Below are 26,355 nucleotides of genomic sequence, written 5' to 3'. Positions count from 1 at the left end.
GCGGCGGATCTTGCGTTAACTACGCTGCGCGGTTAGAAGCTGTAACGCATCTTGGCCGTATAACGTGGACCCGACACGAACCATGCACGTCCCATGAAGCCGGTGCTCTGCTGCATGAGCTGGCGTGCCTTGGAGTCGGTCAGGTTCTGCGCTTCCACGCCGACCGACAGCCTGTCCGACACGTTGTAGAAGATCGAACCGTCCAGCTGGCCATAGCCGTCCGCCCATGTCGGCAGCGCCCAGGCCACGTTGTGCTGGCCGAAGGTCGGGCTGGCCGGGTTGCTGTCGGTGCCGTCGCCGCCGCTGGTGCCGTTGACGTTCACGTTCTGCAGGTTCTTCGAACGCCAGTTCCAGGCCAGGCGCGCCGAGATCTTGCCCTGGTCATACATCAGCGCCAGGTTGTACGACTGGCGCGACAGGCCGATCAGCGGCAGGTCGCCGAACGTGGCGCCGTTCGTATCGCAGCCGTTCAGGTTCAGGTTGAAGTTCGTCGCCAGGTTGCCGCCCGTGCAGTACACGGAGTGGACCGGCTGGTGCAGCGACGTCTTGCTGTCCACGTACGTGTAGTTCGCCTGGACGCCGAAGCCCGACAGCCAGCCCGGCAGGAAGTCGAAGTACTGCTGGAACGCGATCTCCGCGCCGCGCGCATGGCCGTCCGCGCCGTTCACCGGACCCGTGGTCGTGAAGGTGTACGACTTGCCGGTGTTGTCCGCCAGGTCGTAGCCGTACGACTGCTTGATGATGACGTCCTTCAGCTGCTTGTTGAACAGGCCGACGGTCAGCGAGCCGGTCTTCGCGAAATACCATTCGGCCGTCAGGTCCACCTGGTGCGAACGGACCGGACGCAGGTTCGGGTTACCGGTGCCGTTACCTGTGTAAGTGATCAGGCCGCTCGAGTTGTCCACGTTCTGCGACAGCGTCGTGTAGCCCTGCAGGTCGCTGAAGTCCGGGCGCGAGATGCCGGTCGACAGGCCGAAGCGGAACTGCAGCGCGTCGCTCGCCTTCATGCGCAGGTTCAGGCTGGGCAGCACGTTGTTGTAACTGTTGCTGAAGTCCTGCTTCTGGGAGAACGCCGTGAACTGCGGGATGCCGGCACCCGTCGAATTGCTCGGCGTGAACACGGTGTAGCCGTGCGCCGTCATGTCGGTCTTCACGTAGCGCAGGCCGATGTTGCCGTCGACCGGGTACTTCAGGTCGTCGAAGCCGAAGCGCAGTTGCGAGTACAGCGCGCCGGTCTTCTCCTTCTGGTCGTTGACGCCGGCCGGATCGGTGCCGAACGTGGCGGGGTTCCACGACGTGCACTTGCCGCTGCCGTCGTTGCACAACATGTTCGGATACGTGTGCAGCTGCGCGTACGACGCCGGATAGCCGGTGGTCAGCGCGACGGCCGGGAACACCAGTGCCGGCACCGACGTGTTGTTGTTGAAGAAGTTGTTGAACGAGTGGACCTGCACCTGGTTATTGAAGCGCGGATCGCCCAGGTACGCGAGGCTCGACAGCGTGTTGGTCGGACCGACCTGCCACGTCTGGGTGATGGCCGCCCAGTTGTAGCTCGGGTTGGAGTTCTCGTTGCGCGAGTCGCGGTCCGTCAGGCGCACGCCGAAACGGATGTCGCGCAGCACCGGGTGGTCGAAGTCGTACTTCGCGTCGGTGCGCCACGCCCATTCGCCGGCCTTGCTGCGGTCCTGGTGTTCCATCGTGAACGCCCAGTAATAATTGTTGGGGTTCGCGAGGTAGGCGCGGTCGGCGTCCGTGAACGACAGGGACGGCACGTCGCCGCGCAGGTCGATCGTCTCGCTCGGCATCTGCACGCCGGTGGCAACGGTCGAGTCGAAGCTGCTGGTCGTGGCGCGGATGCGCTGCAGGTCCGTGCTGATGGTCCAGCGGTCGTTCGGACGCCAGCGCAGGTTCCACGACACGTCCGTCGTTTCCGACGTGCGGTCGGCCGAACGCGTGTCGCCGCCGAAGTTGATGCCGCCGTCGGCCGGATCGGTCAGCGTGCCGGTCAGCAGCGCGCCCTTCGAATTGAACGTCGCATCCTTGCTGACCTGGATATTGTAGGGGCTCGACTGGGCGAAGATCGCCTGCTCGTCCCAGTGCATCTTGTAGCGCGACTTGAAGAACGTCAGCGAGGAACTCAGCGAGCTGTCCTTCTTCCACTGCAGCGCGCCGTAGGTACCCCTGCGCTTGCGGTCGAATTCCAGCGTGCGCCATTGCGAGCCCTTCGGGATCCACACGGTCTTGCCGGCCACGACGTCGTCGCGCGGATAGTACGGCTCGACCTGGAACGCGTCGGTACGGGTGCCGCTTTCGGAATAGGCGAAGTCGACCAGGGCGCCGATTTCGCCGAAGCCCGTCTTCCAGCGGTCCGAGAACATGAACGAGGCGGACGGCTGGCGCTTGCCGCGCTTCAGTTCGGAATACGTGTCTTCCAGCGACACGGCCAGCTTGCGGCCCTTGAAGTCGAACGGCATCGCCGTGCGCAGGTTGACGAGACCGCCGACCGCGCCTTCGATCTGTTCGGCCGACGGGTTCTTGTAGACGTCGACGCCGGCCATCAGCTCGGGCGGCACGTCTTCGAAGTTGAGCGAGCGGCCGCCGTTCGCGGAGAACGAGTCGCGGCCGTTCAATTCCGAGCGCACGTACGACAGGCCGCGCACGTTCACACCGGAACCTTCGACCGAGTAGTGTTCCGGGTCGCCCTTCGACATCGTGCGGTCGATCGTCACGCCGACCACGCGCTGCAGCACCTCGGTGACCGAACGGTCCGGCAGCTTGCCGATGTCATCGGCGACGATCGAATCGACGATCTCGTCCGAATTCTGTTTGATTTTTTGTGCGGACTGCAGCGCGGCGCGCTGGCCCGTCACGACGACGACGTTCGAACCGGATGCGTTCTGTGTCGCTTCGGTCTGCGCCAGCGCGGCACCGCTGGCGAGCAGTGCGATCTGGCCGGCTGCCACGGCGATCGCGGTTCTCTTGAATCGAATCATGGTGTCTCCTGTGCTCTCTGTTTGATGCTCCGCTTCACGGCGGAGCTGGTTACGACGGCGGACGAAGCGGTCGCCCTGCGGCGGCCGCGAAAACGGTCTGAGAATTACGCTGCGCGGTAGCGCGGCGCTGCCGGAACGACGGCCGGAACGGATCGGGAATGGCGCCCGGATCGGAATGAATGAGGACGGCTGGATGAGGTCGGCATTCTTGTCTCCACGCTTTATTGATTGCGTTGGCGATGTAGTCGTTATGGTCTTGTAATCGTTTTCATGAGTGTAGATATTTACTGTGATTTTTGTCAAACACCATAACATCACTGTTGCACGCTAACATCGCAGGTATTCTTTATTTACGAAAAAGTATGCTGAAAGTTTATAGCTCAGCAATTCGTACTGAATTCGCAACAGCCATGCAGGCCGCACACGATTAAATCGCATTCCATCAAGGGCGCAATCGAGGGGCGCACCAGACAAAAGCCGGCGCGGCCCCGTGATGCCGCCACCAGGCCGCACCCGCCCCCGGCCAACGCGATGCTGATGCACGCAGATGAGAACAAGATTCAGGAGGTTCAGCACATGAACTCGGCCGTATGATTCGAGGGTAACGACGGTAGCGCTATCATGGAAGTCAAACTTGCGCACGAAATGCCCTGTTTGTCCTATATATCGCTTTATTGCAACAGACCCAATCAGCGATACAATCTGGTAGCGCAATCAATTAAATTTTTGAATCGTTGATGAAAACATTTATCCCTCCCCATTTCGCATCGGTAACGGAATGCAGTGGTATCTTGTCGCCATCCGGCCGAGCATTTAGAGTCGCTGCTATTTATTTCGATACGCGATCCAATTCAACGAGAAGATCGCAATTAAAGACATGATCGATTTTCAGAAGTTCCAGAATCGCATTCGCGGCGGCGCCCTGTCGGGCTGCCCGGAGGCCGCATGAACGCGCCGGTCGAACCGCCCAAGCGGACCCGGCGCACGAAAGGCGGCCTCACGCTCGTCGACGTGGCGCGCGTGGCCGGCGTGGCGCCGATCACGGTGTCGCGCGTGCTGAACTCGCCGGAGAAGGTGTCGCCCGACCTCGTGCAGAAAGTGCGCGCCGCGATCGAGCGGACGGGCTATGTGCCGAACCTGCTGGCGGGCAGCCTGGCGTCGACGAAGAGCCGGATGGTCGCCGCGATCCTGCCGACCATCGCGGGCTCCGTGTTCATCGACACGGTCCAGGCGCTGACGGAGAACCTCGCCGCGGCCGGCTACCAGCTGATCCTGGGCCAGTCGGGCTACGAGAATTCGCGCGAGGACGAGCTGCTGGAAGCGATCATCGGGCGCCGCCCGGACGGCATCGTCCTGGCCGGCATCATGCGCTCGGCGCAGGGCCGGCGCCGGCTGCAGGCGAGCGCCATTCCGCTCGTCGAGACATGGGACCTGACGCCCACGCCGGCCGACATGCTGGTCGGTTTTTCGCACGAGGACATCGGCCAGGCAGTGGCCGAATTCCTGTACCAGCGCGGACGGCGCCGCGTCGCCGTGATCAGTGCGTCGGACGAACGCGCGCAGCGCCGCAACCGCGCGTACGTGCAGGCGGCCGTGCGGCTCGACATGCAGGGGCCGGACGGCTCGGTCCCCTTCCACACGATCTCCGCGCCGGGCACGGCGGCAGGGGGCCGTGCGGGCCTGCGCGCGCTGCTGGCGGACCATCCCGACATCGACGCCGTGTTCTGCAGCTCGGACATGGTCGCGCTGGGCGTGCTCACGGAAGCGCACAAGCTCGGCATCGACATCCCCGGCAAGCTGGCCGTCGTCGGCCTCGGCGACCAACCGTTCGCGGCCGAGACGTATCCTGCCCTCACGACGGTCCACCTGGACGGCCGCAAGATGGGCCAGATCGCAGCGCAATTCATCATCGACCGCATCGCAGGCACGCCCATTCCCGAGGTCGTGCGCGACATCGGCTTCACCATCGTCGAGCGCGAGAGCGCCTGAGGCAGACACCGGGGTCAGAGCCCGTTTTTTGGCAATGTCCCGGCAGCATTTCTGCAAATGCGCATCGCGGTAGGCGCTTCCCGTGAGACCTTTCCCGAAACCGGGCTCTGACCCCGGTTTTGGGACATTGACTAAAAAAAAGGGCGCCACGCGGGCGCCCTGAAGTGATATCGAGAGTAAGTAAGTCGAGGCCGTGCTGATGGCCACCACGCCACCGCACGAGCCGTCATCGTAACGCGCCGCAGCATGCTCCGCCCATCATTTATTCGCCATTTGCTATCGGTTTTTGATATAGGCGATGAGCCCCCGGCCGGCCCTCCGGGACCCATTCCCGGCACGGGCGCCGGCCCGGTGTACAATCCTCTGTTCCAGGAACACCTGCATGGCCGCAATCCGCGCGGCTGCCGGGTTCCGAATACCGATCGTGCATCGACTACGAGCTGACATGGCCACCACCGGGACACCACAACGCCGCCACGCGCACCGCGACCGCAGCGCCAGACGCGCGCGGACGGCCTTTGGCGCGCCCTCGTCGACGCCATCCCCGACGGCGCCGCCGCCCGGCCACAAGCCGGCGCGCCCGGCGCCCACCCGCCGCACGCAGGCCGCCCCGACCGCGGGAGCTGCGCTGCGCAACCGTACCGCCCTGCCCGGCCCGGCCACGTCCCCACCGGGATGACGCCGCACGCGCTGCCGGCAACCACCTCAACTTCCAAGATCCAGAACAACATGCAGACCCACTCGACAGAAGCAGACAACGGCCTCCCCCTCGACATGATCATCTTCGGCGGCATGGGCGACCTTGCCATGCGCAAGCTGCTGCCGGCCCTGTACATGGCCTTCCTGCACGGCAATCTGCCGCCGACGACGCGCATCCTGTCCACCGGCCGCCAGGACTTCAACCGCGAAGCCTACCTCGCCCACATCGAGGCGAACTCGCGCTCGTTCATCGCGGCCAGCAACTTCAACGAAAAGACGTGGGACGACTTCCTCAAACTGCTCGAGTACGTCCGCCTGGACGTGCAGGCCGCAGCGGACTTCTCGGCCCTCGCGCAAGCCTCGCGCGCCGCTGCCCAGCGCGTGTTCTACCTGTCGACGGCGCCGTCGCTGTTCACGACCATCTGCGACAAGCTCGCCGCGAGCAACCTCGTCGACGCCAATGCCCGTGTCGTGCTGGAAAAGCCGCTGGGCACGGACCTCGCGTCCGCGATCGCGATCAACGAAGACGTCGGCCGCCATTTCGCCGAGTCGCAGATCTACCGCATCGACCACTACCTGGGCAAGGAAACCGTGCAGAACCTGATGGTCCTGCGCTTCGGTAACTCGATCCTGGAACCGCTGTGGCGTGCGCCGAATATTTCCAGCGTGCAGATCACCGTGGCCGAGGAAGTGGGCGTCGGCAGCCGCGCCGGCTTCTACGACGGCGCCGGCGCGATGCGCGACATGGTGCAGAACCACCTGCTGCAACTGCTGTGCATCGTCGCGATGGAACCGCCGACCTCGCTGTCGCCGGATGCCGTGCGCGACGAAAAACTGAAGGTGCTGCGCTCGCTGCGCCGCCTGTCGCTGGCCGACATCGCGCGCGACACCATCCGCGGCCAGTACATCCGCGGCGTATCCGGCAACCAGGAAGTGCCCGGCTACCACGAAGAAAAGAACGTCCCGCAGGACAGCAAGACGGAGACTTTCGTCGCCCTGCGCGCCTTCATCGACACGTGGCGCTGGTCCAAGGTGCCGTTCTACCTGCGCACCGGCAAGCGCATGGCGCGCCGCTCGTCGAAGATCGTCGTCGAGTTCGCCAACCCGCCGTTTCCCCTGTTCCCGCAGACTGCCGGCGCCGTCGCCAACCGCCTCGTCATCGAACTGCAGCCGGAAGAAGCGATCAAGCTGCAACTCATGGCCAAGCAGCCCGGCAGCGGCATGGAGATGCAGCAGGTCGCGCTGAACCTCGACCTGCAATCGGCATTCCAGCAGCGCCGCGCCGAAGCGTACGAGCGCCTGCTGATCGACGTCGTGCGCGGCCGCCTCACCCACTTCATGCGCCGCGACGAACTGGAAGCGGCGTGGCAATGGGCCGACCCGATCATCGAAGGCTGGCAGACGCTGGACGAGAAGCCGCATCCGTACGCGGCCGGCTCGTGGGGTCCGGCGGAGTCGTTCGCGCTGCTCGCGCGCGACGGCCACAGCTGGGTCGAGTAAGCCGTACCCGGGCGGCGGCGTCCGTGCGCCGCCCCCTGTTTTAATCGTGCACAATAGCCCGCTGGCATCGTGCACGTTTCCAGTTTAACGCTCCGCAAACGCGTGTGACTTTCCCGTCGTGCGCGATTGGAGCCTGCGGATTGGAGGCGTAGAGTGCGGTGTCTTCCACTCTGACCTCGGACGAATCGCCATGCAGGCAAGCAACTGGAACACCGCGATGGGCGCGCTCGGTGCGCATGCCCTCAAGAACATGGACCGCAGCCGCAAGGCGCGCGGCGAGATGCTGGAACGGGTGGGCTACGGCCCGCAGCAGACGCCGTCGACGGTCCTGCACACGGAACCCGGCCTGAACGTGCGCCGCTACGGCGCCCCGGCCGACATCACCCCGAACGGCGGCCCGGCCGTGCTGATCGTGCCGGCCCCCATCAAGCGCCCCTACATCTGGGACCTGGCGCCCGACATCAGCGTCGTGCGGCGCTTCCTGGAGCGCGGCTACCGCGTCTACCTGGCCGAATGGGTCGCGCTGCCCGACACGCACGACCACTTCGGCCTCGACGACTACGGCGACCACCTGCTGGAAGCCTGCCGTGGCGCCATCGCGGCCGACGGCGGACCGGAACAGGTCGTCGTCGCGGGCCACTCGCTGGGCGGCATCCTGGCCGCCATCCACAGCGGCCTGCACCCGGACGCCGTGCGCGCGACGATCCTGCTGGAATCGCCGCTGCACTTCACGCCGGCCTCGAGCTGCTTCGCGCGCCTGATCGACGCCACGCCGCACGCCCGCCCCATCGCGGACACGTTCCGCCAGGTACCCGGCGTCTTCCTCAACATGATGAGCGCGATGGCCGAGCCGCAAGCCTTCCAGTGGGAGCGCTGGACGGACCGCATGCTGTCGATGACGGACCCGCAGGCGCTCGTCACGCACATGCGCGTGGAACGCTGGACGCACGACGAATTCCCGCTGCCGGGCCGGTTGTTTACGGAGATCGTCGAGTCGCTGTACCGGCACGACGCCTTCATGCAGGGCAAGCTCGCGCTCGGCAACCGCACGATCGGCCCGCACGACCTCACGGCGCCGCTGCTGTCCGTCGTCGACCCGCGCAGCAAGCTGATCCCGCCGGAGGCGCTGGTGCCGTTCCACGAAGCGACGGCGAGCCCGCGCAAGCAACTGCTGCACTACGAGGGCGACGTGGGCGTCAATTTGCAGCACGTGGGCGTGCTGGTGGGGCGCAGCGCGCATGCGCGCCTCTGGCCCCAAATCTTCGACTGGCTGGACGGGAAGGACGCCGCGAAGGCCTGACGACACGCAGGATGGGCTCCCCGAGCCCATCGGACCGGACGGACAGTCGGGCCAATCACCAGCTCTTGGTCAGCGAGATCGACACGAACCGCCCGATCGCCGACGCGTTCTGCGAGTCCCAGGAGCTGGTGCCGTTCAGCACCACCGGCGGCGCGCGGTCGAACAGGTTCTGTGCGCTCAACGCCAGCACGGTGCCGCCGAAGCCGTAGCCCACGCCCTTGTCGACGGCATAGGTCAAGGTGGCGTCGAACGTGGTCATGCTCGGCACCTCGGTGTTCGGCACGAGCGCCATGTTGGTGTAGCTGCCGATGTAGTTGGCGAACACGTTCGCCGACATGGCCCCGAGCTTCCAGCCCGCCGACGCCCGCATGCGCAGGCTGACCGGATTGCCGAACGTGTCGAGCACGTCCGTGTACGGCAGGCCCGGCGCGCTGGAGCGCTCCAGCTTCAGGATCTTGGCGACGTTCAGGCCGACCATCCAGTCGCCCGATCCCGTCTTCATGACGTAGCGGCTGTCGAGGTCGATGCCCTGTTGCCTGAGCGAGCCGAGATTGCTGCGCCGGCCGTCGATGATGACGCCGATATTGGCCGGATTCTCCGGCGGGCTTTGCAGGTTCGGGCTGCCGAAATAGGAATTGACGAGGGTCGCGGACGGATTGCGGATGATGTAGTTCGCGTACAGCGCTTCGTTCGCCAGGGCGCTGTTGGCCTGGATCGTGTCGATGCGGTCCGTGTAGTCGATCTTGTAGTAGCTGGCCGAGATGGTCATGCCGCGCACCGGCTTGATGTCGGCGCCGAACGACCAGGTACGCGCCTTCTCGGGCTTCAGCGCCGGATTGCCGCCGTTGACGTAGATACCGTGGCGCACGCCGCCCGGCGCGGTCGGATCGCTGATGTCCTGGACGAAGATGTTGGTGAGCGACAGGTTCGTATAGGAGCCGAGGTTGTCGACCAGCGACGGCGCGCGGAACGACGTGCCGTAGGTGGTGTTGAAGCTGACCTTGTCGTTCACCGCCCAGGTCAGGCCGACCTTCGGATTCGTGGTGCTGCCGAAATCGGAATAGCGCTCGTAGCGACCGGCCACCGACAGTTCGAGCCGCTTCACCCACGGCATGGCGGCAGGACCGCCGACCAGCGGCACGTACAGCTCGGAATACAGCGACTTCACGCTGCGGCTGTTCCGGAGTTCCGAATGGCGCGCCGCGGTCGTCGGCGTCGTCACGTTCTGCCACAGGCCCTGGTCGAAGCTGACGTGGCGCAGTTCGCTGCCCACCGCGATACGGGCGTTGCCGGCATTCAGGCGGGCGATCGGGCCGTCGACCTTGAACATCAGCGTGCTGTCCTTGTTGGTCGCGGTCTGGTCGCGGTACGCGGCGAAATCGGCGAAGCCAGGGTTGGCGCCAGCCAGGGCGCTGAACGGATTGATGGTGCCGGCGGCGATCGCTCGGCCGACGTTGCCCGTGTTGATCAGGCCATTGCGGTGGACCCAGGCGTCGTTCTTCCCGTAGGAGTAGGCACTGTTGATCTCCCAGCCGTTGTCGAAGTCGTAGGTCAGGCCGATCGCGTTCTGGCTGTTGTTCTCGCGCCCGCCGATGTTCAGGTCCTGGTCGTCGAACAGGAAGCGGTAGGCCACCGTTTCGCCCGTGCCGGCCGGCGCGCCGGCCGGGCGCACGTAGTACGGGCTGGTGGCCGGCACGTTCAGGTTGGCGCCCAGCGGCGCGGTGCGCTGGCGGTAGTCGCGCTGCGAGTACAGGCCCTCGTAGAACACTTCCAGCCGGTCGTTGACCTTGTGGTAGGCGTTGGCATACAGCGTGTCGCGCCTCTGGTTCGGCAGGAAATCGCCCACCGTGCCCGCATCGTAGCGGTTGCCGCTGCCCTGGACCAGCTGCGCCGGCGTCAGGCCGATGCCGTTCTGGCCGGCAGGGATCGCATAGATGTTCCGCCCGATCAGCACGTTGCCCGGCACGGCCTGGGTGGAGCGCTGGTCGGTGCCGCCGTAGGGACGCAGGTCGTTCGAGAAGAACGGCCGCGCGTTCGCGGCCAGGCTGCCGCGGTCGTTGTGCTCGTAGGCGACGAACACGCTGCCCGCGTCCCACGTCTTGCCCAGCGTCTGGCTGAAGATCTTCTGGTTCATGCCGTCCGCCCTGCCGTAGCGCAGCATGGTCTCGATCGCGTCCACGTTGCTGCGCGTGATGATGTTCACCACGCCAGCCACGGCGTCCGAGCCGTAGATCGCCGACGCGCCGTCCAGCACCACTTCCATGCGCTGGATCGCGGCCGCCGGGATCTGGTTCGGATCCGCCAGCGACTTGATCACGCCGCTCGACGCAACGCGGCGCCCGTTCACAAGCAGCAGCGTGGCCTCGTTGCCGATGCCGCGCAGGTTGATGCCGGACGTGCGCGTCGTGTTGGCCGCCGCGTCCTGCGCGCCGCCCAGGCGGCTCTCGTCCGCGCCCAGGTTGATCACCTGGGGCAGCAGGCGGGCGATCTCGCTGCTGTCCTTGGCGCCGCTGGCAGAGATGGCTTCGCGGTTCATCGACAACGAAGGCGAACCGACGGCGCCGACGCCGCGGATGCTGGTGCCGGTGACGACGATCTGCTGCACTTTTTCCGGCGCAGCGGCGGCCGGCGTCTCCTGCGCGAGCGCGGCCTCCGGGATGCCTGCGGCCAGGCAGAAGGTCGCGAACGCGACGGCGGTCATGCGGAACTGACGGGTCTTGCGGTACGAGCGGGTCATGATGTCTCCGTTTAGTTATGTTCTATATTCGTTATACTATAAAACCATTTTGTCGTGAAAGTAAACACCGGGGCGCAAAATTTCTGCGTCGCGCGGATACGTGTGCCGGACGTCGCGCGGGATCGGGAATGGAATGACGGCGCCGTCAGCGCGAAGCCGACGGCGCCGTCGAGAAGGCGGCGCTCAGGGCGCCGGGCAACGCGGCAGGGTCTGGCCCGGCAGCGCGAACGGCTGCAGGCCTGCGGACTTCAGGGTGGCCTGCAGCGTGCAGGCCGTGTAGGGGCGCAGGAAAGTCGGCGGCGCGTACGGGATGAAGCGCGCCTCGCCGAGACCGGTCGCGCGCGCCAGCGCCGTCATGCCCGGCGCCGACGTATCCGGCCAGCGCCCGCTCTTGATGCGCGCGACCAGCGCATGCACGCCCGCCACTGTCTCCGCCGGCGTGAAACCGCAATGGCCGGCGCTGTGCGTGTACGTCTGCCGGAGAAGTTCGCCCTTCCCCGCCCGGTCGACCGCGTCCTGGTAGGCCTGCTGCGCCGCCGTCGGGGAAATGGCGTCGCCGATCCCGGTCATGGTCAGCACCGGCATGGCGATGTCGCCGTCGAACGTCCCCGTCGCGAAATACGCGAGCGCCTTCGGATCGGCCGTCAGCCGCGGCGTCTGCGCGAGCGTGGCCAGGTCGGCGTCCAGGGACAGGCCGGCGTCGCGGTACAGCCCGCGCACGAGGCCATCCGCGTCGGCCGCCGCCAGCAGCGCGCCGTAGTCGACGCCCGCGTTGGCGCTGATGTTCCCCCCTGAAAGCTTCTCGATCTGGTTGCGGCTGCCGAGCGCCTGGCGCACCAGGCCACGCACGAGGCTGTCCGCGAGGCCGCGCGCACGTGCCTGCGGATCGTCCGGCGCGGGTTCCGCGTTGGCGGGAATCGACCACGCCGGCAGTTGCGCCACGCGCGCCGCCAGCGCGATGCGCGCGCGCCCGGCGGGCGTCTTCTCGGCTTGCGCGAGCATCGCCGTCCATGCCGGCAGCGCGGTCGTCTGCCAGTCGTCGGGAATGCCGGTCACCGGCAGGCTGGAATTGGGCGCCAGCAGCGCCTTGGCGACGAACAGCCCATCCAGCTTGCCCTGCCACTGGCCGATCGCCCCCGACAGGCCGCCGCACTGCACGAGCGCGCCGCGCCAGCGCTGCGGATAGGCCTGCACCGAGACGGCCGCCGTGTGGCCGCCCTGCGACTGGCCGAACTCGATCGGCAGCGCGGCCCGGCCATACCTGGCCTCGACCAGGTCGAGCGTCTCGACCGCGTTGGCGGCGGCGCGGTGGATGGCCCAGCCGCTGATCTGGCGCGTGGTGCCGGCCAGCGCATAGCCCTCCGCCAGCAGCGCGTCGGCGTCCGGTCCGGGCGGGCGGCTCGCGTAATCGAGCCCGATCAGCACTGCGCCGTTCCAGTGTTGCGGCATGTCGATGCGGTACGGGGTGCCGTCCTTCAGCTTGCCCTCGGTGCTCGTGTGCGGCGTGGCGGCATGGGCGGCGCAGGCCAGCGCCACGCAGGTTGCCAGGAGAATGCGCTTCATACGGTCACCTCCCGTGCCGCGTGCGCCGCGAGGCGGGCATTGTTGCGGTCCGCGTAGTTTTTCAGGAACAGCATCAGGCAGGTGGAGAAGGCGGCCACGCCGGCCAGCGTCCACCAGCCGGCCGTGAAACCGCCCGACCAGTCGCGCAGCCAGCCCAGCGCCTGCGGGCCCAGGTAGCCGAAGATGCCGCCGCCGAGCGCCGTGATGCCCATCAGCGGGCCGACGTCGCGGCCCCGCATCAGCTCCGCCACCGTCGGGTACAGCTGGTTGGTCGTGGCGAGGCCGCAGGCGATCAGCGTGGCCGCCGCGACCTCGAACACCAGCACGTCATCCGACATCATCGCGAGCGACGCCGGGATGCTCAACGCCATCATGCCGGCCAGGACGAGCCAGCGGTTCAGACGGTCGGACAGCCAGCCGCACAGCGGGTTCACGACGATCGCGCAGATGTAGGCGATGCTGATCACCTGGGCCGATCCGGCCGCATCCATGCCGAATTGCGCCTTCAGCGCGGCCGGCAGGAAGAACGTGGCGGCGAACCCGCCCATGTTCGACAGCCCGAGCAGCGGAATGGTCCAGACGATGGGGATGCGGAAGGCCGAGAACGCGCCCTGGCGGTCACCCTGGGCGGCGCGCCCCGCCTGCACCACCTCCGGACGCTGGCGGTAGAAGCCCGCGAACACCAGGAGGCCGAGCAGCGCCATGCCGCCGAAGGCCATGATCGCGTGGCGCCAGCCGAGGCTCACGGCGATCTCCGCGCAGAACGGCGCGCCGAGCACCGTCGCGAGCGAGGACATGGCGCCCAGCACGCCCATCGCCCTGCCCTTCAGGTGCGCCGGCGCGGTCAGCGCGATCGCCGTCATCACGCAGACGAACGCGAGACGGTAGCCGAAGATCCACACGGCGCGCGCCGTGATCGCCTCGCCGAAGTTCTCGGCCAGCGACAGGCCGAGCAGACCCAGGGCGAGGATGGCGAGACCGGCGCACATCACGCGTTTTTCGCCGTAGTGCTTGGCCAGCATGCCGGCCGGGATGCTGACGACCAGCGCCACCAGGCCGTACACGCCGGTAAACGTGCCGACCTGGCTGAAACTCATCGCGAAGTCCTTCTGGATCGCGGGCAGCAGGGGCGCGAAGCCCAGGCTGGACATCTGCATCGTCATCATCGCGAAGACGACGGCAAGGTAGAACACGACCCAGCGCGCCTGCGGGGCGAGCCTGGGTACGGTATCGTCGGCCATCATGGTGTGTCTCCTCCGTTTTTATTCATCAGATCACGCCGTCGCGCGCCAGGGCGGCGATGCGTTCGGCGTCCAGGCCCAGCATCTGCCCGTACACGTCGTCGTTGCTGGCGCCGAGCGTCACGGCCGGCTTGTCGAACCCGGTGAACGCGCCCGACATGCGGATCGGCAGGCCGCCGACGACGATGTCCTCGACGGCGCCGTACACCGGATGCTGCAGCTTCGCCGTTTCGCCGCGCGCCAGCAGCGTGGGATCGCGCAGGGCCTCGGCCGGTTCGCGCACGGGGCCGTTCGGCACGTCGAAATCGGTCAGGCGTTCGGCCGCCGTGTCGGTCGTCATGGTGCGGGTGAAGGCGCTCACCATGTCGTGCAGCTCGACGTGGTTGCGCACGCGCGCATCGCGGGTGGCGAAGCGCGCATCCTGCATCAGGTCGGGCCGGTCCATCGCGCGGAAAAGTCCGGACACGAAGTCGTCCTTCGGCGCGCAGATCGCGATATAGCCATCGGACGTGGGGAACACGCCGAACGGGGCGAGGCGCGCCATGAAATTGCCGGCGCGGGTCGGGTGCCCGAGTTTCGCCATGATCTCGAACGGCTCGGCGGCCACCAGTGACGACAGGGCGCCCAGCAGCGACACGTCGACGTGCTGGCCCCGGCCCGTGGCGCGCGCCTGCATCAGCGCGGCCAGGGTGCCGATCGCGGCGAACAGCGGTGCGGACAGGTCGCCGAACGGGATGCCCGTGCGGACCGGCGGATCGCCCGGATTCCCCGACGCCAGCATCATGCCGCTCATCGCCTGCACGATGTTGTCCATGGCCTTGTTCTGGCGCGGCTGCACGTTCGCGCCGAACCCGCTGATCGACGTGAACACGATGCGCGGATTGACTTCCGCGCACGCCCGGTAGCCGATGCCGAGGCGGTCGGCCACGCCGGCGCTGTAGTTCTCGACCACCGCGTCGGCATGTTTCACCAGGTCGAGGAACAGCGCGCGGCCCTCGGGGTGCTTCATGTTCAGGGTCACCGCTTCCTTGTTGCGGCCGCGCTCGAGCATCGCCAGCGACAGGTCGTCGTCGTGCTCGCGCGTGACTTTCAGGCCTTCGCGTCCGAGATAGGGCGAATTGGTGCGCGCCGAATCCGGGTTGCGCGGGTTCTCCACCTTGATCACGCGGGCGCCGAGGCCGGCCAGGATCAGGGTCGCGTACGGCCCCGCCAGCGCGGTCGTCAGGTCCAGGACCGTGATGCCCTCGAGCGGGCGGGGGAGCGTCGTGTCTTCGCTCATGCTGTCTCCGTTGTTGTTGAACCGCGCAACAGGCGCTGTTCGATGAATTCTTCAACCTTTTTTCGCATGGCCGCGTCGTCCCACATGCGGGCGTCGACCATGTTCGCGTGCAGCTCCACCACCGGGATGCCGGCCCGTTCGAGCGCGACCTTCGTCATTCGCGAGCCGAGGGACCCCATGCGGTCGTGCTTCGGCACCAGCATCACGGCGCCGTCGGCCCCGTAGGCACGGGCCTGTTCGACGATCCAGTCGCCCATCCAGGGCGGCACGTGCAGCTGCTCGTTCATGCTGATGTGGCGCGAGGCCAGCGCGCGCAGCGCGTGTGCGGGGTCGTCGCGGAAGTAGCGGCGGTAGCCGTCCGACAGGAAGTTCGAATACATGGTCCACACGAACACGGCGCCGTACTTTTCTTCGAAGGCGCGGTAGAAACCGGTGTTGAACCACAGACCGTTGCCGACCCAGAGCAGGCGCAGTCGCTCGTTCGGGCACGCGGCGGCGCCCTGCCCGATCAGTGTGCGCAACTCCGCGCGGAACGCCTTCAGGTGGGCGACCGACCATGCGCTGCCGCGGTCCCACGTCGGCGCCATCACGTTGGCCAGCTGTTCGGTCAGCGGCACCGGCAACGGACGCGCGCGGGCCAGCATGTCGCGGATGTCGGCCACGATCTCGCCGGCCTCGTTAATGCGGTGCATCTGACGCATGAACTCGAGCGGTTCGAAGCTGCGGCCGGACAGCGTCTCGGCAGTCCGGATCAGCCCTTCCAGCTGCTCGACCTGGAAATCCAGGCGGTGCGGCTCGTACAGGGTTTCCCAGTCGCGCAGGCCGCGCTCCCACCAGCGCGGGCCCAGCGCTGTGCTGGAGCTGGCGTCCAGGCCGAACACCGGCACGCCCCCGTACGCGCGCGACCACAGTTCGCTGATGCGCTGGCCGTAGTCGTCGCGAAAGCGCGAGAGGATCATCATCGGCTTCGGCAGGCCGCCGTACGGCGCCCGCTGCGGATTGCCGTCCAGGGTGCTCATCAGCGGCAGGCTCGTATAGCGCGGCAGGCGGTCGTGGAAGCCGCGGACATCCATCTGCTCGAAGTAATACGGCGACAGCTGCTTGGCCGCGATGATGGCCGAGTACCAGACGACCGGTGTCACGTGGATGTCCATCGCGTGCAGGATCTCGGCCGGCGCCACCGCGTCCGAGATGACGTACGGTTCGCCGTCTTCGAGCACGCGGCGGCGGAACGCCTGGAATTCTTCCTTCTGGTGGGCGTTGGCCGCCAGCGTCGACGCGAGGCGGGTGGGGACGGGACGGCTCATGTGGGCAGGCTTTCGATCAGGCCGGCCAGGACGGCGCGCTGCGCGTCCCGGTCCGGCGCGTGGTAGGACTGGCGCGCCAGCAGTGCGTGCGGCAGGTCGGGCGCGGCGAGGCGATCGACCTGGCCGGGCACGTCCCAGCCGAAGGTGTCGTCGAATTCCTCGTGGTAGAACAGCACGCCCTGCGCCCTGCTCTCCCCCAGCAACGCCACCCACGCGGCGTCCTCCGCCCCCTGCGGATACGAACGGATGGTGGGCACGCGCGACTGGTAGTGCCCGGCCAGCGCGGCCAGCGGTTCCGCCGTCTCGTCGACGAGCCATTGCACGGTGCGCTCGCCGCCGAGGTGGTCGTCGGCCACGATGTTCGCCCCGAGCGATTCCGCCAGCGCGTACAGGGCCGGCGTATCCTGGCCATAGCCCTTCAGCAGCAGGCGCCGCGCCGGCGCCGCCTCGTCCACCAGCGCGCGCACCGCGTCGAGCCAGGCCTGCGGTTCCATCACGCGCGACGCGCGCAACGCGGTCCACCACGTGCTGCCGCGCAGCCGACCGGCGCGCCGGCGGGCATTCAACGCGTGCAGCGCGCGCCGCTGTTCGTTGACCAGGGCGATCGCCGCGCGCACGTCGTCGGCCGAACCACCCAGCCGCGCATGCAGCGCGCGGGTGCGGTCCAGCACATAACGCGCCGTCGCCCAGTTCGGCGTGTTCAGCACGTCATACAGCAGCAGCTCGGGAAATCGGCGCTGCGGCTCCAGCCGGCGCAGTTCGAGCAGGCTGTAATACAGGTACAGCAGGCCGTTCGACGCGCGCGGGATCACGATCAGGTCGGCGACGTCGCACCCGCCGCCGCCGATCCGGTCGAACAGCGAGCGAATCTCGCCGTCGTATTCGTCGTCCAGGTACAGGTCGGCCAACGGCGCCGGCAGCGACGGATCACCGGCCAGCTGGAACGCGAACGCGCCGCCGGCGCGGATCAGTTCCACCGGGACCGAGGTGCCGAGGTAGGCGACGACGCGCCGGCCCGCTTCCTTCGCCGCATGCGCCGCGGCGAACGGCTGCGCGCACGCCTTCTGCAAAATCTCGAGCGCGCTCATGCCATCGCTCCCATCGGATCCTTGCCGCCCGGCGCGACGACGACGCGTTCTCCTTCCCAGCGGAACACCGTGTCCATGCCGGCCGCGCGGCCGATATCGGCCAGGTAGCCGGCCACTGCCCGCCCTTGCGCGTCGTTGCCGAGCACACGGGGCGCGCCGTCGTCGCCGATCCAGCACGGCCGGAAGCCCGCGCTGACCCGGCCGTCCGGCGCGATGCGGCAATCCGCGATCATGGTGTTGCGCGACTCCGGATGGAACGGATAGCACGGCATGCCCGGATCGGGCACGAAGCCGAACAGCTTGCGCCGCCGCTCGGCCCACGCGAGGCGCGCCGGGTGGTCGTTGCCTTCCACGTTCAGCGCGCGCGTCACGGTGACGAAGTTGCCCAGACCGTGGAAGATCGGCCGCCCTTTGTAGAATTCGATGCCGCGCGCGATGTGCGGATGGTGGCCGACCACGATGTCGGCGCCCGCCTCGATCGCGGCGCGTGCCACCGGGCGTTCGTACATCGCCAGCTGCGCGGGCGTGTGCACGAGCCCCTTGTGCAGCGAGACCACCACGATGTCGACCTGCCGGCGCAGCGCCACGATGTCGGCCTGCATGGCATCCAGCGTCGCGGGGACCGGGAACGTGAATGCCTGCGGCGGACCGCCCGGATTGGCGCCTTCCGGTTCGTAGTGCGAGATCACCTGGACGTAGGCGCAGCCGCCCTTGCCTGGGCCGGCCCACGACAGGCGCGGTCCGACGCAGTTATAGCCCAGGAAGCCGACACGCAGGCCGCCCCGTTCGAGGATGGCCGGGAGGCGCGCGCCCGCGAGATCCACGCCGGCGCCGAACGGCGCGATGCCGTGCGCGTACAGGCCGGCGATGGTGTCCGCCACGCCCTCCTCGCCCTGGTCGTAGACGTGGTTGCCGGCCAGGCTGGCGGCGTGAAAGCCCGCCCGTGCGAGGCTCGCGAGCTTCGCCGGGTCGGCCGCTTCCGCCGGCACGTCGCCGGATTGTTCTTTGCCGCGCAGCGTGTACGGCGTCTCCACGTGCCCGACCACGAGGTCCGCGCCGCGCAGCACGGCGCGGGCGTTGTCGAAAAAGCGGTCTGGATCGGGTTCGTCCAGCACCAGGTCGCCGACCATCAGCAAGGAAATGCCGCTCATATCGACGCCCCCACCAGCGGCAGCACCAGCTGCGACGGATGCGCGCGGTCGAACCACACGGTCCACGTCGGGGCCGGCGCGTACGTCTTGCGCAGTTTTTCGCGCGGGTCGGCGCCGGTAATGGTCAGGCGGTAGCGGTGCCCGGCCTTGAATACCCACGACACTGGCAGCAGGTCGAACACGAAGCGCGCGGCCTGTCCCGGCACGAGGTTTTCCACGTCGGCCTTGTCGAAGCTGTGCCAGGGAATGCCCGGCAGCGCGAACGGCGCCGGCGCCAGCCTGCGGTGACGCGCCTGCAGCCGGCCTTCGCTGACCATGGCGATGGCGCCGCCGGGCGCGATGTCCTCGAGGTAGGCGAACACGGGACCGTCCTCCACGCTGGACGACAGCCACAGGTCGGCGACCGGGTGGCCCGTCAGTTCCATGTCGGCGGCCAGCGGCGCACTCGTGAACGTCAGGCCCTTGTCGTCCTGCGGGCAGGTCGGACCGAGGCCCGTGCCGCGCGCGCAGACGGGCTGGTAGTCGACCTTGAACGACAGCTTGCCGGGTTCGGGCTCGCGCATGTCCAGGCTGCCCGCGCCGAGGAAAGCCTTGACGGGATGGCTGGCCGGAACCGGCCATGCGTCGGCCGTGCGCCACCCCGCGTTCACCGTCTCGTAATGGATGCGCGGCTCCTGCATGATGCCGTTGTCGGCGCCCTTGAGCCAGTGGTCGAACCAGCGCAGCGCCTCGGCCGCCATCGAGAAATCCTTGCTGTAGCAATGGCCCCAGTCGCCGACGATCAGTTTCGTCGGCTGCGTCAGGTTGGCCAGCGAGACGAACGCCTGGGCCCGGAAGTCGTCCTGCCAGCCGGCCTGGATGTAGACCGGCACGCCGGATTTGCGCACCGTGTCGCCATACGTGGCGATGCTGCCCTCCTCCCAGAACGGCGTGCCGGTCAGCGGCGAAACGTCGCCGCGGTTCGGCATGCCCGACCACAGGTCCAGCAGCGGCGTGTTGCGCGCATGGTCCTGGACCGCCTGGCGCAGCAGGGTGCGCGCGTCGTCACCGTCGACCGGGATCGCGGTGCGCAGGTCCTGCTCGACGCTGGACTGCGGCCCGGTGCCCCAGTTGGCCAGCACGCCGCCGCGCCGCCCGCCGCTGTATTTATCCCAGTTGAAGCAGCCCGCGAACACGGCCTTCAGGGCCGGGTGGGTCTTCGTGGTCAGGAAGTGCATCGCGGCGTCGCCCGTATTCGAGCAGCCGAACACACCGACCGCGCCCTGCGACCACGGTTGGGTGGCGGCCCAGGCGGTCAGGTCGTAGGCGTCGCGCGCCTCGGTGCGGTCGTGGTAGCCGCGCCGCGTGCCGAACGAGGCGCCGAGGCCGCGCCGCTCGACCACCACGAACACGTAGCCGTAGCGGGCCAGGTTGATCATCTGCGTGGAGAACCCGCCGGCGCCCGACCGGTCGTCCGTGTCGGACGGGCGGCTGCGCGCCGCGCTGGCGTGCAGGATGACCGGGTAGCGCCCCGGCGCCTTCGGCCGGTAGACGTCGGCGGCCAGCCGGGTGCCGTCCGACATCGGGATGTAGAACGAGCTGCGCTCGATCTCATGGACGGCGGCCGGCAGCGGCGCGCCAAACCCGGTGGGCCCGGTGGCGTTGGCCGTCCCGGCCGTCAGTACCAGCGCGCAGAACATCCCCTGCAGTGCGCGGCGCATCGTCGATGCCATTGTAGTCTCCTACTGCTTTTGAGTTTTAATGTTTATACTTTATAAGTAATATGCCGGAAAGGCAAGCATGTTTTTCCAGGTTACTCCGACGCCGCTTAAGGTGTACTCTATGTCTTGTTTATCCATCCAATTTATTCATAAATATGATCGATAGTAAAGCGGAAACCGGCTGCAGCACGAACCTGACGATCCGCCAGCTGGAGGTATTCGCGATGGCAAGCCGTTGCGCGAGCTTTTCCGCGGCCGCGAGGCGGCTCGGGATCTCGCAGCCGTCGCTGTCGGCGACCGTGGCCAAGATCGAACAGCAACTGGGCCTGTCCCTGTTCGACCGCAGCAGCCGCTCGCTGCGCCTGACCGTCCAGGGCGAGCGCCTCGCCGTGGTGGCGGAAGACCTGGTGCGCAATTTCGAGCATGCGATGCGCGGCATCGGGGACGCCGCCGATACGCACCGCGGCAGCACGTCGCTGGCCGTCGTGCCATCGGTGGCGGCCGGTCTCGCGGCCCAGGCGCTCACGCTGTTCTACCGCGACTATCCGAACTTCCAGGTGAGCCTGCACGACATCCCCAGCGCGAAGGCGGCGGCCTGGGTGCAGGACCGGGTGGTCGATTTCGGCGTGGCCGCGCGGCCCACCGAGCCAGGGGACCTGGTGACGGAATCGCTGCTGCGCGATCCGTTCGTGGTGGTGTGCCGGCCCGACAGCGCGCTGGCGGCGCGCAAATCGGCCGGCTGGGGCGACCTGGCGGACATGCCGCTGATCCTGGGCGGCACCGGCCGGCTGCAGCGGGACGTGGAACACGCGGCCCTGCAGGCCGGCGTGACCTTGCGCCCGCGTTTCGTCGTCGAGCAGATCCGCACCGCGCTGGCCCTCGTGGGCGCGGGCCTCGGCGTGACGCTGGTACCGCGGCTGCACCGGGAGGAAGCGCTCCAGGCCGGCCTGGCGGCGCTGCCGGCCCGCATGCCGCTGGCGCGCGAGCTGGTGATCGTGCGGCGCGCCGACCGGGTGCTGTCCGCCCCGGTCGAGCACCTGATCGAATGTTTTCGCCGCGCGGCACTCAGCGTGGCGGCAGACGCAGCGCCCCGTCGAGGCGGATCACCTCGCCGTTGAGCGACAGGTTCGTGACGACGTGGACGGCGAGGCGCGCATATTCGTCCGCCTTGCCCAGCCGCTTCGGGAAGGGAATGGATGCGGCCAGCGACTGCTGCACCTCTTCCGGCAGCTTGTACAGCAAGGGCGTCATGAACAGGCCCGGGGCGATGGTCACCACGCGTACCCCGAACTGCGCGAGGTCGCGCGCCAGTGGCAGGGTCAGCGACGTCAGGCCGCCCTTCGATGCCGCATAGGCTTCCTGGCCGACCTGGCCGTCGTACGCGGCCACCGACGAGGTCAGGATGATGACCCCGCGCTCGCCGTCTTCCAGCGGTTCCCCCGCGACCATCGCCGCCGCGGCCAGGCGCACCACGTTGAAGGTGCCGATCAGGTTGACCTGGACGATGCGGCTGAAGTCCTCCAGCGGCATCGGGGTGCCGTCGCGCCCGACGAGGCGGCGCGCGCCGCCGATGCCCGCGCAGTTGACCAGGATGCGCGCGCCGCCATGCGCGTCGCCCGCCGCCCGCAAGGCCGCTTCCACGCTGGCGCTGTCGCAGATGTCGCAGTGCAGCGCGAGTCCGCCGACCTCCTGCGCCAGCGCCTGCGCGGCCTCCAGGTTGACGTCGAGGATCGCCACCCGCGCGCCCTGCGCCGCCAGTTCGCGCACGGTCTGGGCGCCGAGGCCCGATGCGCCGCCCGTCACCAGGGCGGCCTGTCCTGCCAGTTGCATAGTCTCTCCTTCAGTTGTCCGAATCCGGGTTCTCGAGCAGCAGCGCGATGCCCTGGCCGCCGCCGATGCAGGCCGACGCCACGCCGTAGCGGCGGCCGGTCTCGCGCAGTGCGCGCGCGAGCGTGATGGTCAGGCGCATGCCGGTGGCGGCGAGCGGGTGGCCGAGCGCGATCGCGCCGCCGTTCACGTTCAGGCGCTCCTCGTCGAGCCCGAGCTCGCGCGCGACCGCGAGCACCTGCGCGCCCTGCGCCTCGTTGATCTCGAACACCCCGACCTGGTCCAGGCGCAGGCCGCTCCGTTCCAGCAGCAGGCGGATCGCCGGCGCGGGGCCGATGCCCATGATCTCAGGCGGCACGCCGGCGACGCCGCAGGCCAGCAGGCGCGCCAGCGGCGGGCGGCTGCGGCCGCGCATGACCTCCCCGCCGGCGACGATGGCGGCACCGGCGCCGTCGACCAGCGCCGCGCTGTTGCCCGCGGTCTGCACGCCGCCCGGGTAGAGCGCGCGCAGGCCCGCCAGCACCTCGACCGGCGATGGCCGGACGTGCGTGTCGACGGTCAGTTCCTTCTGCTTGCCGGTCAGGCGGAGGGTGCGCCGCGCATAACCTTCCAGCTCGAAGGTCTCGTTGGCGACCGGGACGATCTCGCCGGCGTGAAAGCCGCGCGCCTGGGCGGCGACCGCACGCGCGAAGCTGCGCGAGGCGTAGGCGTCCACTTCCTCGCGCTTGACGCCGTAGCGCGCCGCGAGGTTTTCCGCCGTCTGCGGCATCGTGATGCCGGGCGCCGGATCGATCAGCGCCTCCCACATATAATCCTGGAACTCGACGGGCGCGCCCAGCTTGAAGCCGGTGCGGTGGCCGAAGGCGGCGATCGGGTTGCGCGTCATGTTTTCGGTGCCGACCACCAGCGCGGTGTCGGCGTAGCCCAGCTTGATCTGGTCCGCGGCCTGGCGGAACAGCTCGAAGCCGGTGCCGCAGATGCGCTGCACGTTCAGCGCCGTGACCTGTTGCGGCACGCCGGCGTACAGGCCGATGTGGCGCGCGATCATGTATTGGAAGCAGTCGCCGGGCGCCATGTTCCCGGACAGGACGGAGCCGACCTGCGCCGGGTCCACGCCGGCGCGTTCCAGCACGGCGCGCGCGACCTTGATGCCGAGATCGGTCGGCGAAACGGCAGAAAAGCCGGTGCAATAGTCCACTAAGGGCGTGCGCACGCCGTCGAGGATCCAGATGTCGTCGTAGGCGGAGTAAAGGCTCATGTCAAGTTCCCGCTGGCGTTGGGTTGGATGAAGGACGGCGCGGTGCCGGCGTACAGGGCTTCCACCAGCGCGGCGCGGTGGGTCAGCATCGCGCGCTGGTTGATCGATCCCTTGTCCGTGATTTCGCCGCGGTCGATGTCCGGCACGTCGTGCAGCAGGCAGGCGCGCCGCACGCGCGTGGCGCTGCCGCTGCCCCCGTCGTGCAGCGTCTGCACCACGTCGCGGAAGAAGGCCAGCACGGGCGGCGCGGCCAGCACGTCGGCCACCGGCGCCGATGCCGGCAAGCCGGCGAGTTCGCGGCTGAGCGGCAGGCGCGGGATGATCATCAGGCCAAGCTCGTTGCGGTCGTGGCCAGTGACGACGGCGTCCTGCAGGTACGGCGCGCCCGCGCGGATGGCGCGCTCCCGGAGCGGACCCACGCTCACCCAGGTGCCCGTGGCCAGCTTGAAGTCCTCCGCCACGCGGCCGTCGAACAGCAGGCCCAGGTCCGGCCGCGCCGGGTCGCGCCACTTGACCGCGTCGCCCGAGCGCAGGAAACCTTCCTCGTCGAACGCGGCGGCGCTCTCCTCCGGCGCGCGCCAGTAGCCGGGCGTGACGTTCGGGCCGCGGTAGCGCACTTCCAGCTTGTCCCCTTCCCGCACCAGCTTGACCTCCATGCCGGGACAGGGCGTACCCAGCTCGCCCGCATGCGCCTCGTTGTCGAGCACGAACATCGCGCACGGCGCCGTCTCGGTCATGCCGAGGCCTGTCGTCATGACGATCCGCTCGCCGCATTCCTGTTCGGCGCTCGCGTGCAGCTGGTCCCACACTGGCTGCGACAACGCGGCGCCGGCATAGAACTGCAGCTTGAGGCGGCTATAGAAGCGCTGGCGCAGGTCCGCATCGCGCGCCAGCGCGTGCGCAACCTCTTCCCAGCCCTTGGGCACGTTGAAGTACATGGTCGGCGCCACGTCGCGCAGGTTCTCGAGCGTGATGCCGATGTGCTGCGGCGTCGGCTTGCCGTCGTCGATGTACAGCGTGCCGCCATTGAACAGGACCAGGTTGACGTCCTTGCTGCCGCCGAACGTGTGGTTCCAGGGCAGCCAGTCGAGCAGTACGGGCGGCTCCTCGGCCAGGAACGGCCAGCACTGCAGCAGCATCTGCTGGTTGGCGCACAACATGCGCTGGGTGGTGATGACCGCCTTCGGCATCCGCGTGGAGCCGGACGTGAACAGGAATTTCACGATGGTGTCGGGCCCGGTCGCTTCGCGGGCCGCGTCCACCGCGGCGGTGGGCGGCGTCGCGAGCATGTCGGCGAAGGGCGTCGCGGCGCGGCCGGGGACGGCGCCGTGCACGAGCACCAGCTCGGTCTCCGCCGGCACCGCGGCCAGGATCGCCGCCGCGTACGCGCCGCCGTCGCAGGCGAAAACGAGCCCGGGGCGCAGCAGCTCGACCACGTGGCGCAGCTTGCCGAAGTCCTGCGACTGCAGCGAGTAGGCCGGCGACACGGGCGCATAGGGCACGCCGGCGTACTGGCACGCGAGCGCCAGCTGCGCGTGTTCCAGGTCGTTCCCGGACAGGATCAGCACCGGGCGCTCGGCCGAGAGCCCCCGCTGCAGCAGGGCCGCGCCGAGCGCGCGGGCGGCATCGCACGCGGCGCGGTAGCTCAGGTGGCGCCACGCGCCGGTCTCCTTGCGCGCCATGTAGCTGCGGTCTGGCGCCGTTTCCGCCCAGTGCAGCAGACGGTCGGTGGTGCGTGCCGCGTACGGCAGCAGCGGCGCGCGCGCACGGACATGGACCGCGTCCGGCGTTTCCCGCACTTCCACCGCGGCCCGGGCGAAATGCACCGGGCGGTAGCGAGCCTGGTTCGCCATGATGTCTCCTTGTGGATGTGTTGTCGGATCAGCCGGTCTGGCGGACCTTGTTGGTCTTGGCATCGAGGAAGGCGGCCAGGCGCTGGCGCGTTTCCGGGTCGCTGGCCGCGACCGACGCCATCAGCGCTTCCGTCATCAGGCCGTCCTGGATCGACTGGTCGGCAATGCGCGGCAGCACGTGCATCACGCCATAATTGGTCATCGGCGAATTGCCGGCGATCTTTTCGGCCAGCGCCATCGCCTTGGCCAGGCCTTCGCCAGGCGCCACGAGGTAATGGCTGATGCCGGCGGCGTGGCCCTCGGCGGCGTCCAGCACGCGTCCCGTCAGCATCAGGTCGGTCATGCGCGCGACGCCGATCAGGCGCGCGATGCGCACCGAGCCGCCGCCACCGACGAACAGCCCGCGCGACCCTTCCGGCAGCGCATAGAACGCCGAGGATTCCGCGACCCGCACGTGGCAGGCGCTGGCCAGTTCCAGGCCGCCGCCCACGACGGCGCCGTGCAGCAGCGCGACCACGGGCACGCGGCCAAAGCCGATGGCCTCGAACGCCGCGTGCCACATGCGGGAGTGGAACACGGCCTGCGTCGTGTTGTTTTCGCGGACCTCGGACAGGTCCAGCCCGGCGCAGAATGCCGGGCCGTCGCCCAGCAGCACGGCGGCGCGGACGGTGTCCGGGAGGGATTCGAAGCACAGCCGCAGCTCGCGCACCAGGTCGTCGCTGAGTGCGTTGCGCTTGGCCGAGCGGCACAGCGTGATTTTTGCCACGGCGCCGACCGTTTCGATGCTTAGCAATGGGGTATCCGGTTTCTGGCTCATTGTCCTGGCTTTCCAAATGAATCTGTTGAGTCGTAATGGTTATATCCTATAAC

The 26,355-nt window shown here is 68.2% G+C and carries 18 protein-coding genes; 5 read left to right on the top strand and 13 right to left on the bottom strand.

Annotated features, from left to right (window positions below; translation table 11 throughout):
- Positions 1 to 32: 32 nt before the first annotated feature.
- Positions 33 to 2,993 carry a TonB-dependent receptor gene (locus ACEN9H_RS12545; protein WP_413675010.1) on the bottom strand — a complete coding sequence of 987 codons (2,961 nt, stop codon included), beginning with the start codon at positions 2,991 to 2,993 and terminating at the stop codon, positions 33 to 35.
- 945 nt (positions 2,994 to 3,938) lie between these two features.
- Between ACEN9H_RS12545 and ACEN9H_RS12540 the strand changes: the two genes are divergently transcribed.
- The 4 genes from ACEN9H_RS12540 to ACEN9H_RS12525 all read left to right on the top strand — a co-directional run bounded on the left by ACEN9H_RS12540 (position 3,939) and on the right by ACEN9H_RS12525 (position 8,481).
- Entirely contained in the window at positions 3,939 to 4,982 is a 1,044-nt protein-coding gene (locus ACEN9H_RS12540) for a LacI family DNA-binding transcriptional regulator (protein WP_056125430.1), read from the top strand.
- A gap of 424 nt (positions 4,983 to 5,406) precedes the next feature.
- A complete protein-coding gene (locus ACEN9H_RS12535) occupies positions 5,407 to 5,661 on the top strand; it encodes a hypothetical protein (RefSeq protein WP_413675009.1) in 255 nt (84 codons plus the stop codon).
- 50 nt (positions 5,662 to 5,711) lie between these two features.
- A complete protein-coding gene (zwf, locus tag ACEN9H_RS12530) occupies positions 5,712 to 7,181 on the top strand; it encodes a glucose-6-phosphate dehydrogenase (RefSeq protein WP_413675008.1) in 1,470 nt (489 codons plus the stop codon).
- 190 nt (positions 7,182 to 7,371) lie between these two features.
- Positions 7,372 to 8,481, top strand: a complete 1,110-nt coding sequence (locus ACEN9H_RS12525) for an alpha/beta fold hydrolase (protein ID WP_413675007.1) — start codon at positions 7,372 to 7,374, stop codon at positions 8,479 to 8,481.
- Positions 8,482 to 8,536: 55 nt separating this feature from the next.
- On the opposite strand, the gene ACEN9H_RS12520 is transcribed toward ACEN9H_RS12525, so the two are convergent.
- The 8 genes from ACEN9H_RS12520 to ACEN9H_RS12485 all read right to left on the bottom strand — a co-directional run bounded on the left by ACEN9H_RS12520 (position 8,537) and on the right by ACEN9H_RS12485 (position 20,559).
- Complete coding sequence (locus ACEN9H_RS12520) at positions 8,537 to 11,218, bottom strand: TonB-dependent receptor plug domain-containing protein (RefSeq protein ID WP_413675006.1); 2,682 nt, start codon at positions 11,216 to 11,218, stop codon at positions 8,537 to 8,539.
- A gap of 183 nt (positions 11,219 to 11,401) precedes the next feature.
- Entirely contained in the window at positions 11,402 to 12,781 is a 1,380-nt protein-coding gene (locus ACEN9H_RS12515; protein ID WP_413675005.1) for a hypothetical protein, read from the bottom strand.
- Positions 12,778 to 14,025 carry an MFS transporter gene (locus ACEN9H_RS12510; RefSeq protein WP_056125421.1) on the bottom strand — a complete coding sequence of 416 codons (1,248 nt, stop codon included), beginning with the start codon at positions 14,023 to 14,025 and terminating at the stop codon, positions 12,778 to 12,780. The genes ACEN9H_RS12515 and ACEN9H_RS12510 overlap by 4 nt, the downstream gene beginning before the upstream one ends.
- Positions 14,026 to 14,050: 25 nt before the next feature.
- Positions 14,051 to 15,301: a CaiB/BaiF CoA transferase family protein gene (locus tag ACEN9H_RS12505; RefSeq protein WP_413675004.1), complete on the bottom strand. Its 1,251-nt coding sequence runs from the start codon at positions 15,299 to 15,301 to the stop codon at positions 14,051 to 14,053.
- Positions 15,298 to 16,608, bottom strand: a complete 1,311-nt coding sequence (locus ACEN9H_RS12500) for a 2-hydroxyacyl-CoA dehydratase (protein ID WP_413675003.1) — start codon at positions 16,606 to 16,608, stop codon at positions 15,298 to 15,300. The genes ACEN9H_RS12505 and ACEN9H_RS12500 overlap by 4 nt, the downstream gene beginning before the upstream one ends.
- On the bottom strand, positions 16,605 to 17,696 hold the full coding sequence (locus ACEN9H_RS12495; protein WP_413675002.1) for a 2-hydroxyacyl-CoA dehydratase: 1,092 nt from the start codon (positions 17,694 to 17,696) through the stop codon (positions 16,605 to 16,607). Before ACEN9H_RS12495 ends, ACEN9H_RS12500 begins: the two co-directional genes overlap by 4 nt.
- Entirely contained in the window at positions 17,693 to 18,847 is a 1,155-nt protein-coding gene (locus ACEN9H_RS12490) for a CapA family protein (RefSeq protein ID WP_413675001.1), read from the bottom strand. Before ACEN9H_RS12490 ends, ACEN9H_RS12495 begins: the two co-directional genes overlap by 4 nt.
- Positions 18,844 to 20,559 (bottom strand): CocE/NonD family hydrolase, encoded by a 1,716-nt coding sequence (locus ACEN9H_RS12485; protein WP_413675000.1) that lies wholly within the window; start codon positions 20,557 to 20,559, stop codon positions 18,844 to 18,846. The genes ACEN9H_RS12490 and ACEN9H_RS12485 overlap by 4 nt, the downstream gene beginning before the upstream one ends.
- A gap of 143 nt (positions 20,560 to 20,702) precedes the next feature.
- Here ACEN9H_RS12485 and ACEN9H_RS12480 point away from each other — a divergent pair, with 143 nt between their 5' ends.
- Positions 20,703 to 21,665 (top strand): LysR family transcriptional regulator, encoded by a 963-nt coding sequence (locus ACEN9H_RS12480; protein ID WP_413674999.1) that lies wholly within the window; start codon positions 20,703 to 20,705, stop codon positions 21,663 to 21,665.
- Here the strand turns inward: ACEN9H_RS12480 and ACEN9H_RS12475 are convergent.
- From ACEN9H_RS12475 to ACEN9H_RS12460, 4 genes are read right to left on the bottom strand one after another with little or no spacing between them, the layout of a single operon-like run.
- A complete protein-coding gene (locus ACEN9H_RS12475) occupies positions 21,613 to 22,377 on the bottom strand; it encodes an SDR family NAD(P)-dependent oxidoreductase (RefSeq protein WP_413674998.1) in 765 nt (254 codons plus the stop codon). The genes ACEN9H_RS12480 and ACEN9H_RS12475 overlap by 53 nt on opposite strands.
- Positions 22,378 to 22,387: 10 nt before the next feature.
- A complete protein-coding gene (locus ACEN9H_RS12470; RefSeq protein WP_413674997.1) occupies positions 22,388 to 23,632 on the bottom strand; it encodes a thiolase family protein in 1,245 nt (414 codons plus the stop codon).
- Positions 23,629 to 25,485, bottom strand: a complete 1,857-nt coding sequence (locus tag ACEN9H_RS12465; RefSeq protein WP_413674996.1) for a feruloyl-CoA synthase — start codon at positions 25,483 to 25,485, stop codon at positions 23,629 to 23,631. The genes ACEN9H_RS12470 and ACEN9H_RS12465 overlap by 4 nt, the downstream gene beginning before the upstream one ends.
- Before the next feature lie 28 nt (positions 25,486 to 25,513).
- Entirely contained in the window at positions 25,514 to 26,302 is a 789-nt protein-coding gene (locus ACEN9H_RS12460; protein WP_056125397.1) for a crotonase/enoyl-CoA hydratase family protein, read from the bottom strand.
- Positions 26,303 to 26,355 lie beyond the last annotated feature (53 nt).

Source organism: Massilia cellulosiltytica, from assembly GCF_047325105.1.
Lineage (GTDB): Bacteria > Pseudomonadota > Gammaproteobacteria > Burkholderiales > Burkholderiaceae_D > Telluria > Telluria orientalis.
Note: the sequence above shows the minus strand (reverse complement) of the source record. Positions and strands in the feature narration are given on the sequence as shown.

Excerpts from the sequence above, each read along its gene's own strand:
- ACEN9H_RS12505 (WP_413675004.1), bottom strand. The coding sequence starts at position 15,301 with ATGAGCGAAGACACGACGCTCCCCCGCCCGCTCGAGGGCATCACGGTC.
- ACEN9H_RS12525 (WP_413675007.1), top strand. The coding sequence starts at position 7,372 with ATGCAGGCAAGCAACTGGAACACCGCGATGGGCGCGCTCGGTGCGCAT.
- ACEN9H_RS12500 (WP_413675003.1), bottom strand. The coding sequence starts at position 16,608 with ATGAGCCGTCCCGTCCCCACCCGCCTCGCGTCGACGCTGGCGGCCAAC.
- ACEN9H_RS12470 (WP_413674997.1), bottom strand. The coding sequence starts at position 23,632 with ATGAGCCTTTACTCCGCCTACGACGACATCTGGATCCTCGACGGCGTG.
- ACEN9H_RS12490 (WP_413675001.1), bottom strand. The coding sequence starts at position 18,847 with ATGAGCGGCATTTCCTTGCTGATGGTCGGCGACCTGGTGCTGGACGAA.
- ACEN9H_RS12515 (WP_413675005.1), bottom strand. The coding sequence starts at position 12,781 with ATGAAGCGCATTCTCCTGGCAACCTGCGTGGCGCTGGCCTGCGCCGCC.
- ACEN9H_RS12465 (WP_413674996.1), bottom strand. The coding sequence starts at position 25,485 with ATGGCGAACCAGGCTCGCTACCGCCCGGTGCATTTCGCCCGGGCCGCG.
- ACEN9H_RS12495 (WP_413675002.1), bottom strand. The coding sequence starts at position 17,696 with ATGAGCGCGCTCGAGATTTTGCAGAAGGCGTGCGCGCAGCCGTTCGCC.
- ACEN9H_RS12545 (WP_413675010.1), bottom strand. The coding sequence starts at position 2,993 with ATGATTCGATTCAAGAGAACCGCGATCGCCGTGGCAGCCGGCCAGATC.
- ACEN9H_RS12510 (WP_056125421.1), bottom strand. The coding sequence starts at position 14,025 with ATGATGGCCGACGATACCGTACCCAGGCTCGCCCCGCAGGCGCGCTGG.
- ACEN9H_RS12475 (WP_413674998.1), bottom strand. The coding sequence starts at position 22,377 with ATGCAACTGGCAGGACAGGCCGCCCTGGTGACGGGCGGCGCATCGGGC.
- ACEN9H_RS12480 (WP_413674999.1), top strand. The coding sequence starts at position 20,703 with ATGATCGATAGTAAAGCGGAAACCGGCTGCAGCACGAACCTGACGATC.
- zwf (WP_413675008.1), top strand. The coding sequence starts at position 5,712 with ATGCAGACCCACTCGACAGAAGCAGACAACGGCCTCCCCCTCGACATG.
- ACEN9H_RS12540 (WP_056125430.1), top strand. The coding sequence starts at position 3,939 with ATGAACGCGCCGGTCGAACCGCCCAAGCGGACCCGGCGCACGAAAGGC.
- ACEN9H_RS12460 (WP_056125397.1), bottom strand. The coding sequence starts at position 26,302 with ATGAGCCAGAAACCGGATACCCCATTGCTAAGCATCGAAACGGTCGGC.
- ACEN9H_RS12485 (WP_413675000.1), bottom strand. The coding sequence starts at position 20,559 with ATGGCATCGACGATGCGCCGCGCACTGCAGGGGATGTTCTGCGCGCTG.
- ACEN9H_RS12520 (WP_413675006.1), bottom strand. The coding sequence starts at position 11,218 with ATGACCCGCTCGTACCGCAAGACCCGTCAGTTCCGCATGACCGCCGTC.